15 protein-coding genes are annotated in these 13,184 nt (G+C 57.5%); 7 read left to right on the top strand and 8 right to left on the bottom strand.

From position 1 onward, the window contains the following. Positions 1 to 28: 28 nt before the first annotated feature. From DQ393_RS34060 to DQ393_RS02085, 7 genes are all read right to left on the bottom strand, one after another. The gene (locus DQ393_RS34060) at positions 29 to 556 is read right to left on the bottom strand and encodes a divalent metal cation transporter (RefSeq protein WP_281023925.1); all 528 of its coding nucleotides are present in this window, start codon (positions 554 to 556) and stop codon (positions 29 to 31) included. Continuing rightward, entirely contained in the window at positions 505 to 1,293 is a 789-nt protein-coding gene (locus DQ393_RS34065) for an NRAMP family divalent metal transporter (RefSeq protein ID WP_281023926.1), read from the bottom strand. Before DQ393_RS34065 ends, DQ393_RS34060 begins: the two co-directional genes overlap by 52 nt. A gap of 44 nt (positions 1,294 to 1,337) precedes the next feature. Then, on the bottom strand, positions 1,338 to 2,042 hold the full coding sequence (locus DQ393_RS02065) for a CBS domain-containing protein (RefSeq protein ID WP_112340154.1): 705 nt from the start codon (positions 2,040 to 2,042) through the stop codon (positions 1,338 to 1,340). Positions 2,043 to 2,133: 91 nt separating this feature from the next. Then, positions 2,134 to 2,445 carry a hypothetical protein gene (locus tag DQ393_RS02070; protein WP_095437860.1) on the bottom strand — a complete coding sequence of 104 codons (312 nt, stop codon included), beginning with the start codon at positions 2,443 to 2,445 and terminating at the stop codon, positions 2,134 to 2,136. Positions 2,446 to 2,586: 141 nt separating this feature from the next. After that, positions 2,587 to 4,521 (bottom strand): heavy metal translocating P-type ATPase, encoded by a 1,935-nt coding sequence (locus tag DQ393_RS02075; protein WP_112340155.1) that lies wholly within the window; start codon positions 4,519 to 4,521, stop codon positions 2,587 to 2,589. A 181-nt stretch (positions 4,522 to 4,702) separates the two neighbouring features. Beyond that, positions 4,703 to 5,458 (bottom strand): glycosyltransferase family 25 protein, encoded by a 756-nt coding sequence (locus DQ393_RS02080; RefSeq protein WP_112340156.1) that lies wholly within the window; start codon positions 5,456 to 5,458, stop codon positions 4,703 to 4,705. A 3-nt stretch (positions 5,459 to 5,461) separates the two neighbouring features. Then, positions 5,462 to 6,316, bottom strand: a complete 855-nt coding sequence (locus DQ393_RS02085) for a glycosyltransferase family 25 protein (protein WP_112340157.1) — start codon at positions 6,314 to 6,316, stop codon at positions 5,462 to 5,464. A 365-nt stretch (positions 6,317 to 6,681) separates the two neighbouring features. Here DQ393_RS02085 and DQ393_RS02090 point away from each other — a divergent pair, with 365 nt between their 5' ends. The 7 genes from DQ393_RS02090 (at position 6,682) to DQ393_RS02120 (ending at position 11,858) form a co-directional block, all read left to right on the top strand. After that, positions 6,682 to 7,359, top strand: coding sequence for a response regulator (locus DQ393_RS02090; protein WP_095437865.1), 678 nt, complete (start codon positions 6,682 to 6,684; stop codon positions 7,357 to 7,359). Continuing rightward, positions 7,356 to 8,693: a sensor histidine kinase gene (locus DQ393_RS02095; protein ID WP_112340158.1), complete on the top strand. Its 1,338-nt coding sequence runs from the start codon at positions 7,356 to 7,358 to the stop codon at positions 8,691 to 8,693. Before DQ393_RS02090 ends, DQ393_RS02095 begins: the two co-directional genes overlap by 4 nt. Positions 8,694 to 8,901: 208 nt before the next feature. Beyond that, entirely contained in the window at positions 8,902 to 9,549 is a 648-nt protein-coding gene (locus tag DQ393_RS02100; RefSeq protein ID WP_112340159.1) for a BON domain-containing protein, read from the top strand. Positions 9,550 to 9,581: 32 nt separating this feature from the next. Beyond that, a complete protein-coding gene (locus DQ393_RS02105) occupies positions 9,582 to 9,881 on the top strand; it encodes a hypothetical protein (protein WP_095437868.1) in 300 nt (99 codons plus the stop codon). A 9-nt stretch (positions 9,882 to 9,890) separates the two neighbouring features. Beyond that, complete coding sequence (locus DQ393_RS02110; protein ID WP_095437869.1) at positions 9,891 to 10,319, top strand: universal stress protein; 429 nt, start codon at positions 9,891 to 9,893, stop codon at positions 10,317 to 10,319. A 343-nt stretch (positions 10,320 to 10,662) separates the two neighbouring features. After that, positions 10,663 to 11,058, top strand: coding sequence for a cytochrome c (locus DQ393_RS02115; RefSeq protein ID WP_112340160.1), 396 nt, complete (start codon positions 10,663 to 10,665; stop codon positions 11,056 to 11,058). A gap of 32 nt (positions 11,059 to 11,090) precedes the next feature. Next, positions 11,091 to 11,858, top strand: a complete 768-nt coding sequence (locus DQ393_RS02120; RefSeq protein ID WP_181592271.1) for a cytochrome b/b6 domain-containing protein — start codon at positions 11,091 to 11,093, stop codon at positions 11,856 to 11,858. Here DQ393_RS02120 and DQ393_RS02125 read toward each other — a convergent pair. After that, complete coding sequence (locus DQ393_RS02125) at positions 11,855 to 13,159, bottom strand: sensor histidine kinase (RefSeq protein ID WP_181592272.1); 1,305 nt, start codon at positions 13,157 to 13,159, stop codon at positions 11,855 to 11,857. The two genes, DQ393_RS02120 and DQ393_RS02125, sit on opposite strands and share 4 nt — an antisense overlap. Positions 13,160 to 13,184: the final 25 nt, after the last annotated feature.

Genomic DNA, 13,184 nt, shown 5'->3' on the forward strand with positions numbered 1-13,184 from the left:
CCACAGCGGGAGAACCGCGGGGGAGGCGCTATGAGACGAACATCATCACGGCTGCGACCGCCATCAACGCGACCGTGGCCCAGCCGATATATGCTGCCAATATCCCTATCGTGTACGGGCCCATGACCTTCGGGTTTGTCGCCAACAACAGGATGATGGCAATCAAGGGAACGGCCAGCAGCCCATTTATAACGGCGCTCCAGAACAGTGCGTTCATCGGATTGATCGGCGAATACTGAATGACCAGGGCGAGCAGCACACTTATGGCGATCACACCGTAAAAGCCTCGGGCGTCATTGGGAGCGCGCTCGAGCCCGAATTTCCAATCCATGGCCTCTGCAAGCGCATAGCCGGCGGAACCTGCGAGAACAGGCACGCCGATGAGACCGACGCCTAAAATTCCGAGCGCGAAGATAAGTGCGGCAAAGGGTCCGGCCAGCGGCCGCAGTGCGCTTGCTGCTTGTACGGCCGTGTCGATCTGGGTGATGCCGGCGACATTGAGCGTCACGGCGGTCGCCAATATGATGAAGAAGGCCGTGAGATTGGAGTAGAGCATACCACTCCATGTGTCCCAGCCAATGCGACGAAGTTCCTTGGGAGCTGTCGCACTGTCTCTGGACAAAGGCACTGAATCGGGAGCGGCATCATATCCTCCACTTCTTCCGATGCCTGCCAGAAGAAGAGGTAAGGACTGATCGTCGTCCCGAAGACGCCGACGACGACCGCAGCATAGGTCGACGTCGGGGTGGTCGTCGGCCAGATCGTCCTCAAGGCAACTTGCTGCCAGTCGATATGGACGGTGAAGAGGACCGCCGCATAAGCCAGGAGCGAAATTGTCAGCCACTTCAGGAACGCGACATAGCGGTGATAAGGGATGAAGACCTGAAGCGCGAGCGTCCCGAAAACGAAGAACATTGTCATCAGGTGTCGGTTGAAGCCTGTCACCAGCCCCGCGACCTCGCCCATGGCGGCAACATCGGCGGCGATATTCAGAATATTGGCGATCAGGAGCGAGAAAACGACGGCATAGAGGATCACCGGTGGAAATGCGGTCTTTATGTTCGCCGCCAGGCCCTGTCCGGTCACACGCCCGATCCGAGCGCACGTCGCCTGGACGACCGCCATCATTGGAAATGACACCGGCATTGTCCAAAGCATGTTCAGACCGAATTGCGCTCCCGCCTGGGAGTAGGTGGCAATACCGCTCGGATCATCGTCGGCGACGCCGGTGATCAGGCCTGGACCCACACTCGCGAGTGGGTGCTCTCGCAGGCGAGCAAGGCGACCCGACAATCGCGATCGCCACGAGGATTGTCCAATAGTGGCGAGTTCCTGACTCATTGGCCACTGTCTCGCCTCGTTGAAACGCTGATGGCGTCCGAAGGCAGGAGCGTTGTCCGATCGATATATCCATTGATTCCTCGAATTCCCTCCACAAGCGTTCGGATCGCCTTTTGTTGGATATTGGATTCGAGGATTCCCTTCACCTGTACCTGGCCGTCTTTGACGATGACGTCGACCTTGTTGCTAGCAATCCCGAGATCCGCGGCCAGCCGGGTCTTGATGGCGAGCCGCATGGCGTCATCACCTTTAGCGACGTGTCGATCAGGTGCATCGATGACCAGATTGATCAAATCGCATCGACTGACGATACCGACAAGACGACGGTTGCTAATGACCGGAACTCGCTTGATTCTGTGGGACAGCATCAGGTTACCAATCCGCCCGACATCCGTTTCGGGGGTGACGCTGATAACCTCGCGGTGCATCGCCTCGCCGACCGACCATCCGTAGATTTGAATGTAAGTGTTCAAGCCATGCCGATCGTCTTGCTCGAACTTGTCTTTGGCCCACGACGCCCAGTTATCGCCGACGCGTCGCAGGAGATCCCCTTCGGTGAGGATGCCACAGACCTCGCCGTTGTCGCCAATCACGGGAAGGCCGCTGATATCATTGGCGCGCAAGAGCAGCGCCGCGTTTCGGACGCTCATCGTCGGCGTGGTTGTGATGACATTCCGTGTCATGATGTCTTTGGCTTGCACGACGGCTCTCCATCTTCACTTACTTTAGGTATTCCCGCTATTGCCGCGCCTATAGAATCCCAGGCACGCCAAAAGCCGCTCGATGTCATCGTCAGGCGTCGTTTCGGATCGATTCCAGAACGATTGCCTGCTCTTGGGCCGAGGCCAGCAGTTCTTCCGCATATTCCTCAGCGGACTTCGTGTCGGTTCCGCACAGTCTGGCGTCATGGCATTTGCGATCGATGGCGTGCCGCATTGCTTTGATGAGATCTGCTCTCTCGCCGATATCGTGAAGACGTATCAGACGGGTGAGCGCCGTCAGCGCGATGAGTTCAAGGACCATCATGCGCCCTTCCACCTCGCCGAGGGAGGGAATGGCTTTAGAGGCTGCACCGCCCAGGCTGTCGCGTCTGGCTCTCAGCATTGGCTTGCTCCTTCATGGGTTTGGTAGCAGGAAGCAGTCTGCGGATATTTGCCGCCGCGGCATTGATCAGGATCAATGAGGGGAAGGATCTTCCCGACCAGACGCAAAGCGACGTGGTGATGTGATCCGACTATCCGTGCTTCAGGATGTTTGCGTCTTAGAGGCAGGTCTGGTCGCTATATTCGCTGACTGGCTGTATGGGCCGCCCTCCGATTTGGACGGCCCAAGGGCACGCAATGCATTCAGGATAACTGCGACATCGATGACTTCCTGAAGTAAAGCACCGTGCAGCGGCGGCAAATAGCCAAATGCCGCGGCGATCATGCCGGCAACTGAAAGGCCAATCCCAGCAACCACGCTCTGGCGGGCGATCGCAACGGTCCGGCGGGCGACAACCAGGGCGGTTGCCAAAGGATCGAGTCGGTCCACGAGCAGTACGATGCTTGCCGCCTCCGAAGAGGCCGCCGCCCCACGCGCGCCTAATGCAACACCTACGTCGGCCGCCGCAAGTGCCGGCGCATCGTTGACGCCGTCACCCACCATCATCACCGGACCGAAGCTTTTCGCCGCGATAACGGCCTCCACTTTCGAAGCCGGTGTCTGTTCGCCAAGCACCTGTTCGATACCGAGGATGTTGCCGACGTTCGAGGCAACATCCAGGCGATCGCCTGAAGCAAGAACGATTTTCGCAATTCCGGCGCTGCGCAATCGCTGCAGAACGCTGATCGCCTCGGCGCGCACCGGATCGGACATTATGATATTTCCCGCGACAATACCGTCGATTGCGACTGTCACCGCAACTTCACCAGATCGGTGATGATTTTCGAAGACTTGGGAAGCACTTCGAGAACTTCGGCTTTTCACAAAGCGGCTATCACCGATCACGACGCGGCGTCCGTCGACCGTTCCTTCAAGCCCGGCTCCGCCAACTTCCTCGACATTGGTTGGTGGCGACAGCCGCAGATTGCGCTCCTGCGCTCCCTCGATCAAAGCGGCAGCCATGACGTGGCTCGATGCTTGATCCAACGAAGCGGCAAGACGCAACAACTCGTCCTTATCGATCCAAGCGCTGCAGCCGACTGTTATGATTTGGGCTTTGCCGTGTGTGAGTGTGCCGGTCTTGTCGAGGACGGCAACCCGCACGCGGCTTAAGGCTTCAAGGGCGCTACCGTCTTTCACCAGGCAGCCTATCGAGGCACAGCGCGAGATACCCGACATAAGCGCGACCGGTACGGCCAGGATAAGCGGGCAGGGCGTGGCAATGACGAGAACGGCAAGAGCACGTCGCGGATCGTCGGACAGCAACCAGGCCGACAATGCTATCGTTACCGTCATGAGCAAAAATGCCAGGCCATAGCGGTCCGCAAAGCGCGCCATCGGCGCCTTGCTCTTCTGTGCCGTCTCGACGAGGCGTACAACCGCAGCATATGTGCTCTCAGAGGCGGGGCGAAGTGCCTTGACAGTAAAGACGGGACCGATCGATGCGCTGCCGCTTAGCACCTCTTCACCAGCCCGATGATCCACAGGGAGTGGCTCTCCCGTTAACGCAGACTCGTCAAGAATAGCGCGGGGAGACAGAAGAATACCATCGACGGGCAGCACTTCGCCTTGGCGGATCATGATGTGATCGCCAGCAACTATCTTCTCGATGGGAGTTAGTTCCAACCGATCGCCAACATAGCGAAATGCGGTTCGTGCCACCCGTCCCATCAGTAATGTCATCTCACGGGCGGCGCGGCCGGACGCATATCCCTCCAGCATCTGTCCACCTGCATACATCAGCGCGACGACGTTGGCTGCGAGGCTTTCGCCAAAGGAAAGGGCGAGCGCCATCGACAGGGCTGCGACGATATCCAAACCGAAATCGCCGTTACGCAAGGAACGGAAGGTCTGAAGCAACAACGCGCCCAGGATCGGCAAGGTGGCGAGCGCCCAGACAAGGGAGGCAAGCGCGACGTTATCGACCAATACGAAGGTAATGCCTGCCAAAAGCCCGGATGCTGCAATCAGCACCAAAGATGATCCACTGGTTTCTACCAGGAAACCTACCGTGCTGGTCACGCTGGAGAACGTCATGATTGGCTCCGGTGGCTGAGTTTGTATCCGCTATGCTGGTGCGCTCGATCAGCTGATTAGAACCGTTTCCATCGAACAGACATTGATCCGCCTCAATGCGGCCCGTTCCGAGAGACATGCGAATTTAAAAAAAGAGCGGATGATCGCGTATTCCGCTCTGCGGCGGTTCGCAGCGTATTCGTCAAATGTCGAGCGCATATTTAATCCGCCGCGAATAGTCGAGCGCACGCAGAACGTGCGTCGATAATCGTCGTGCTCCCGAGAGTTTTATCGCCCTATAGTCGGCTCTGGTTCCGATCTGCGTGTTTTGACTATGCTTGCTGAGTTCGACGATGTTTTCTCTCACCGTAAGAATATTGGCGCCGTGGTCCCATCCACGTTCCAAGGCGACATCAAAGGGGAGGGTCATGGTCCGCATTGCCGAGGTAATCGCGTGCGCGCCATTGCGGGTGACGATGTAGCATGCGGCGGATCCCTGGGGACCGTGCAAACAACGGCCAATCTCATCTTCAGAAATCGTCGTGGCGACCCGCCGGAACCCACGGATTCTGTGGTTGAACAGCTTGACGATGTCAGCAGTCGGCACCGCGGCAAGTATCTGCGAGGTTCGCTCCAGCAAATCGCTGACGATTTCCACGTCGTCCTCGATAACGATGGAGGCCTCAAATGTGCTGGATAGGAACATGTCCACGGCGCGCAGGTGGCTTCGGTAGCAGCCGTACTCGCCCGGCAGCAATTGTCTACCGCCATGTCTGAAAAAACCGGCGTGATCGACGTCGACATAGTTCATGGGAGCGACGTTACGCCCGTCAATGGCGGGAACCCGTGTGATATGAATACCATGGGCGAGCGCCTGCGAGCGGATAGCTTTCCACCTGTCAACACATCTGGCCAGGTTAATGACATAGACACCGAGGCTCTCGGGCAAAACAACCATTGATCAGTCACCTCTGCTCCCGTCCGTCAATGACAGGGGTTTTGTGCGGATTCCTGAGGAAAGGTTGTCCATTCTTCGTAAGAGGGTATGCTTTAGCAAAAGCCACACCAATTGCCGAAGACGACAGATAAAACGTGATGCTTCTAGCCATGCGCGATAGGGCTGAACAGTCACGTAGCGCCATCGCGGCAAATGATAGGTTCGGCGTTTGGCCTGGATCTGGGACGGCAATCCGGTATCCTGGTTGATCGGCACGGGGAAGACAAAAGCGGCCCTCAGGCCCGCCAGATATTCAAGATCGAAGGCAAGATCGAATGGCAAACGCATCGGGACGAGCTTTTCGACAAACCAGGTTGCCGCGCGACGGTTGAGCAAATAGGCGCCCGATCCTTTCTCGCGAGTAAGCGCCACGGCAAGGGAACGTTGGGACGTCAAGTCGGCAAACGGGTACTTGCGACCGCGATTGACCGTCGAAAGCCGCAAGATGTCCCAATCGGCTTGCGCCTCGATTGCGGCCCTCAAGAGTTGTTTCAAGTCGGCGGGAAATTCGAGATCATCCTCCAGTATCAGGGCGAATTCTGACTGCGAGGCAAGCAGGCGCTTTGCGCAGTCAATATGGCTAAGGTAGCAGCCCGCCTCCGCGAGATTGCCCCTTCTTCCATGCAGAAGCCTGTAGGTTCCCTCGTGGAAGTCCCTGATGGGCAATTCAAGCGCTTGCCCGTCGACGGCAGCAACTCGTTCGAACGGCAGTCGTATACCATCAAGCTTATCCTGCATGGCGGACAGGCGATCAGCGGCACGGTCGAGATTGATGAGATAAGTCTTCAGGGGAAGATCGCTAAGATCTTTGTCATTCATGTTAGGCGCTCGTTCCGACAAGAATGGTGGCGATTGTGTTTGTCGGAGCGGACATTGTTTGGCCTGGCTTACGGGCGGCTTACAGAAACTTGTCAAAAAAGTGAAAATAGCCTTCAGGTTAGATTTCTGGGGCAAGTTTAGCTGGAGTGCCCAGCTCATCGCCCAAGCGGGAGTGATACGGAGGCTTTCCTCGTTCGTCCGCCGCCGGGATATCGAATGGGACATCGCGACGCGCGAAGCGGCAGGATCAAGGCGGGTGCGGCAAAACGGATGCGAATAGGCGCCGCCTCGAATTCGCCAAGAACAAGGAGGCCTTTGCGTTAAAATCGCCCTACGGGATCAACGCGAAAGTTTTGGACTGGTTCATGCGTGTGTTGCTCGTTGAAGACAATGCCAAGCTCGCTTCACTGACAAGCGAGGCAATGCGTTCGCATGGTTTTGCCGTCGATTGGGTCAGTTCAGCCAGCGACGCCGAGGAAGCTATGTCCACGATCAGCTATGAGGCGGTCATTCTCGATCTTGGCTTGCCAGATCGCGACGGCCTGTCCTTGCTCGAACCTGTGCGTCGCCGGGCGCCCTCGACGCCTATTCTCATCCTGACGGCACGCGATGCCGCAAGTTCGATTATCGATGCGCTCGACAGGGGTGCCGATGACTATCTCGTCAAGCCCTTCGTTATGGGCGTGCTGATCTCGCGCGTCCGTGCCTTGATGCGTCGCCCAGCCCTACGCCATGATACGATCCTCAACGAGCGCAACGTCCATCTTGATCTTTCACAGCATGTCGCCAAGGTCGGGGAGACCGAACTGCAGCTCAGTCGCCGCGAGTTCGCCGCGCTGGAATTGTTTCTTCGGAGATTCAACAGGGTTCTCTCCAAGGGCGAGGTCGAGGAGTCGATCTATGGCTTCGGCGAGGAACTGAGCTCCAACGCCGTCGAGGTTCTCATCCACCGATTGCGTAAAAAGCTCCAGGCTGCGGGTGCCGCGATCGATATCCATAACATGCGAGGTGTCGGCTATATGCTGACGGAGGGACGTTCATGACATTTGGCCGGCTGACGCTATTCAGGCGCCTCGTCGTTGCTATGTCTATCGTCGCACTGGTTGCAGTCTGTGCGAGTGTTGTTTTCTTGTACGTCCGTTTTCAAGCGGCCAACGATGCTTTTCGTGAAGAGACGCTCTCGACTTTCGCCCAAGACATGCAGCGCCAGTTCGCCTCAGATCCGCAACTTGCCAGTGGGTCCGCAACTGCCTTGAAAACGCGAATCAAGGAACTGAGCGGACAATTCGCCATCGTGACCGATACAGGGAGAGTTCTTGCCAGTTCTGAGACGTTGGGTCAGCCCCTGGTTCCTGTGTCAAACCAGAAGGTTCGGTACTTTTTGCTCCCGGGTCACGACAAAGTCAGAGCCCTTTTTGGCATTTCAATGCAGCTTGATGGCACTAATCCCGTGCATTTCGTGCAAATCGCCTTCCCGCGGGAGCACGTCATTTTCGATACCGTATTGGAGGAGTTCGTTACCGACATCGCGTGGATATGGATTCCATTTGTTTGTCTTCTTCTGCTGGTCAACATCCTCGTGCTGAAATTCGCACTGAAGCCATTGAGCCAGGCGGCGGAAGAGGCACGGCAAATCGGGCCCTCCAGCATAGCGGCGCGACTGACGGAAACCAGGATGCCGGAGGATGTGCTGGCATTGGTGAGCGCGGTCAACGAGGCGCTTGATCGCTTGCAGGCGGGCTTTCTGTCACTTGAGCAGTTTTCGAGCCATCTTGCCCATGAGCTTCGGACGCCGCTCGCGATTATCAAGGCTCGCCTTGCGCTCTCGCAAGATGCAATCGCACGGAAAGTCGAGGAGGATTTCGACGGTGTAGAGCGGCTGGTCAGTCAATTGGTCGATCGCGTCAGGGTCGGTGGCCTGCATTTTGAGGCAAGCGACCGGGTCGATCTCGGCGATATCGGACAGCGGGCAGCGGCATTCCTTGCGCCGGTCATTCTTTCCAAGGGCCGCGACATCGAATTGCAGTCACCCTTAGAGCCGGTCGTGATTAGCGGCGCGTTCGATTTTATCTTTCGAGCCCTGCGCAATCTTATTGAGAATGCACTGAACCATACGCCTCCGGGCACGACGATTACGGTGACGATCTTTCGATGCGGCATCACGGTCTCTGATTCCGGCCCAGGATATCCCGCCCGATGGCTCGAACCGGTGGCGGTCGTCGGCAAACCCGACAGCGGAGCGGGTGGCCTCGGCCTTGGCCTGTCGATCGTGAAGGAGACGATGATTGCTCACGGAGGCGATCTCAAACTCACCAATTTGCCGGAGGGCGGAGCATCCGCGACAATGGAATTTCCAATCCATCAGAAAGCGATCTGAGAATGGAGCTTTCATGTTCCGCGGAGATTATCCTGACAGAACGCCGAGGCTTGGCCGTCGTCGGACTTGCTGATGCAACTCCTTTGCTCAGGCTACTGAGCTTCGGCCTTCTTTAGAAGGGCTCCACCAGTTCCTTGACCTCGATCAATGCCGCAGCCTTTGGCTAGTCCTATCCTTTTTCCGCTAACGGAATCTCAAGGAGACGGTCATGGACGACATTACTCTCAGACAAAATATTCTGGATGAACTGGAATTTGAGCCGAAAGTGGATGCGGCCGAAATTGGTGTGACCGCCCGCGACGGCGTCATCACTCTCACCGGACGCGTTGCCACATATGCCGAGAAGGACGCAGCCGAGAAAGCCGCGAGGCGCGTCAAAGGCGTCCGCGCCATAGCCCAGGAAATAGACGTTCAAATCCTAGGTCCGCGGCGGACAGACGACGACGACATCGCCCGACGGGCTGTCAAAATGGTAGACTGGAATATCTCCATTCCAAAGCAAATGGTGCAGATCCGCGTATGCAAGGGCGTCGTCACGCTTACCGGCGAGGTGGAATGGCAGTACCAAAAGAATGCCGCCGCCGCCGCTGTCAGGGATCTCGCCGGCGTCGTCGGCGTCTCCAATCTCATAGAGGTCGTTCCTGGCATCAGCGCCGGTGACGTCAAGAAGCGCATCGAAAATGCATTGGAACGCGATGCGGAATTGGAGGCGCAGGCGATTCAGGTCGATGTCTCCGGCGGCAAGGTCACCTTGAAGGGCAAGGTCAGGACCTTGTTCGAGCGGCGCGCAGCGGAACGTGCCGCGTGGTCGGCGCCGGGCGTCTACGCACTCGATGATCAACTGTCCATCGGCTGATCGACTTTCGATAGAAGGAGGGATGTAAAACCATGAGCACGGATTTCACACGAACGGAAGAAGCTCTGCTTGCCGGTGCCGGATATCCCCTCCCGCACCACCAGGATTGTGACTTTCGCCTCGACAGAGCAGACAGAGACAAATGGGAAATTACAATTGTGTCGTCCCGCGCTCAGGCGTGGGTTCATGATGAATTGTGCAATCCCCTCTGCCAGTGTCTGAGTGATAGCCTCAAGGTAGATATATTGGGTGCGGATCGTTTTCTGAAGCAGGTCCATGCCTTAGGCTTTCGAACCGAATTTGTCGGCACCGGCGGCAAGGATCTGTTCTGAGGTGGAGCTATGTATAAGTCGGTTGTTTGTGCGGTTGGCCTCGGATCGAAGGAGAAAGCCGAGCATCTGATGCATACGGCTTCGCAGCTTCTCGATGCCGATGGAACCCTACATGTCGCTCATACCGTCGAGCGCTTTCCCTCCCTTGTCCGGCAGGGGCCGGATGAATGGGCGGTCTCTGTCATCAGTGAGGCGGAAGAAAAGCTGTCGCTGCTTTGCAGAGAGCTTTCAATGCCAGCGCTTGTCCATGTTCGCACCGGTCGCGCCGCCGACACGGTGCTCGCCATTGCGATCGAAACAAAGGCCGATCTGATCGTGGTCGCTGCTCATACCATCGATGTTTTCGATCGGGTATTTGGATCCACCGTCGACCACATTGTCCACCATGCGAAATGCTCCGTTCACATCGATCGGATTCCCTCGCCGCCGAAACAATAAATATCCAACTTATTCAAAGGCTGGATTGCGTCCTCGCATTGGAGGCCCGATCGTACAAGCGTGGGCAAGAGGGCGTATGTTGCGGCCGTTCACGGCCATCGATCTCAAGGCATATGGTTTGACCTTTGACCTTCCAATCAACAGGATCGCGATCGACGAACCTGTCAAAAGCCTGTCATGGGAAGACGAAAGCAGTCTGCCGAGAAGATGTGGCCGTGCATTTCGCCGCAATTGCTCCCCTAGATGTCAGGGCTCTTAGGAGCTGCTGTTTGGTCGTCGCCGTCAATTATGTGGTTGCAGCCAAACGTAACCCCTTTTTGGAAATCAACGAAAATTGAGCGCCATGACAGATCCGCGAAAATCATCCTCCAAGCTTAATCGCTCTATCGGAGCCGGCCTTGTCCTTGCCGTGCTGGCGGGGCCGGCCGTGGCTGCCTCGCTCAAAAGTATCATGGGCAGCATGGGCGATAACACCACTTCAGCCAAGGCCGTGCTTGCCAACTTCGACAGCAAAGCCGCCGAGCAGGTCCTGCAGCGCTACGCGGCCGACGCCGAGGCCGCCGACGCCATGTTTGCCAACCAGAGCGGCGCCAAGGAGAAGGATCTCCATGCTCGCTTCAGCAAGATGGCCATGATTGCCGGTACCGCGAGCCAGAAGGCGCAAGACAAAGCCTCGTTTCGCAAGGCATTCGTGGCCGTGGCAGCCGAATGCAAGTCCTGCCACACGGCTTACAAATAGCTGCTGCAATCCTCCAGAATAGGAAATTCCCCATGAGCGAACAAAGATCCGCCTACGAACCCTATTGCGAACCACCCGCCGAAAATGGCGGCAAGATTTCATCTGCCAAGAGCGATCTCGTGCGTGCCTGGGACCTTCCCACGCGTCTGTTCAAATGGTCGCTCGTCGCCTTGATCATCACGGCCTGGGTGTCGAGCGGTTTCAACGATCCGGATATGACCGTTCACAAAGCGGCCGGTTACGGCGTTCTCGTCCTGTTGGTTTATCGCCTCCTGTGGGGTGTTTTCGGTAGTTCAACGGCGCGGTTTTCCGGTTTCGTACGCTCGCCCACCGCTGTATGGGCTTACCTGCAGGCGCTGCGGCGCAACCGTGCGGGGCACTATCTCGGCCACAATCCAGCCGGTGGTCTGATGGTCATCGGTCTCATTGTCGTTTGCGGTGTGCAGGTTTTGCTTGGATTATTCTCCAGTGACGGAGTGACCGCCGCGGGGCCTTTTGCCGGACTGGTAGGGGAAGCCGCTTCGAGCTGGGCCGCTTCCATCCATGCTGCGTGGTTCTACTTCGCCATCCTCGTTCTGGCGGGATTGCATATCGTTGCGAACCTGTGCTATCAGTTCGTCAAGCGCGAAGACCTCATCGGCGCCATGATCACTGGCCGCAAACGGCGCGAAGCCTACGTCGACCACAATGAGGCGACGGGCGGGTCGCTGCCTGTCGCCGCTGTCTGTCTTCTGGTCGCCTTTGGCCTGGTTTATGGCACCGTAACGCTGCTGGGCGGAAGCTTCTTCGCTTCAATCTAGAGTTCGTTTTGGTCAAACAGGAGCGTCATGGCTGTAAGATGGCCAGGCTCCACTTCAATCTCCAGCCGCCCCTTATGCAACGCCATGATCCGGCGCACGATCTCAAGGCCAATCCCCATGTGGTCGGCTTTGAGCTCGCCAAACGGGACCTGTGCCGGAGCGTCAAAAACACCAGCGTCATCCTTCACCGTCAAGCGCAGACCAGGGCCGGCAACAACGTCGATGGCCGCACCTTCCGGGGTATGTTTTAAGGCGTTTTCGATGAGGTTTCGCAATGCGTCCTCAAGCAGTGGCGCATGACCTTCAACAGAGCCAGCGCCAAGATTGCTGTAGGCAATGGTGTGGTTGAGGTCATAGACCAGGGGTGCGATATCGGTGACCACCCAATCAGCCAGCTTTGCCAGATCGACCGGCCGGAACACGGCACGGTCAGCACTTTCGAGCCGCCCCAGCGCCGTGATCTGGCCGACAAAACCCGCCAGTGCGTCGAGATCTGTCTCGATCTTGCGCGCACGGGGATGCTCGATATTGCCAAGCTCCAGCTTCATCATAGCCAGAGGCGTGCGGATCTCATGAGCGACAGCGGTGGTGAACAGACGCTGTGATTTCATGAGCGCGCCGATGCGTGCAAGGCTCCTGTTGACGGCAGCGGCAAGATCGGCGATTTCCCGCGGCATGCCGGTCTCGTTGATCAGATGGCTGGGGTCCAGCGGATCGAGATGGCCGGCCTCCCGTGCTGCTTTTGCAACGGGGCGCAGGGCCTGGCGGATTGACAATAAGGTCCCACCGAGGACGAAGAGCAGCATGATGGCCATCGGGGTGGCCAGATGATCCGCAAATTCACGCCCGATCACCGCCCACATGATGCCGTCGCTGTCGTGCAGGATCGCGATTTCGATAAAAATCTTGTCCCCATGGATTTCGTAGGTCTTGCCGCCGGCGACGGCGAGCGGTTTGCTGTTGCTCAGCATCCGAGACCAGAGGTCCGGCGGATTGACCTCGTGCGGCAAAAGGTGATTGTCGCAGCGCGCGTCGCAGTTCGTATAGAGAATCTGACCGGTGGGTGTGCGGATGCGAGTGATATAGAAGCCACCCTGGACGCCGTAACGGTCGAGGTCGTGCGGCAACTTGTAGGGCGCCTCGTCATGGCGGCGTTCGAAACCCTTCAACAGCTTTCCGGTTTCACGTTGGATCATCAACGTCGCCAACTGCTCGTTGTCGAAATAATAATCGGCGAAGACGAGTGCGGCCTGCACCGCCATGGCCAGCGCTGCAAAGAGCGCGATGCGCAGTGTGATCATGCGGATCAGCGTTGGCGGCCGAGCA

This window comes from Martinezella tropici, from assembly GCF_003287875.1.
Taxonomy (GTDB): Bacteria; Pseudomonadota; Alphaproteobacteria; order Rhizobiales; family Rhizobiaceae; genus Rhizobium; species Rhizobium tropici_C.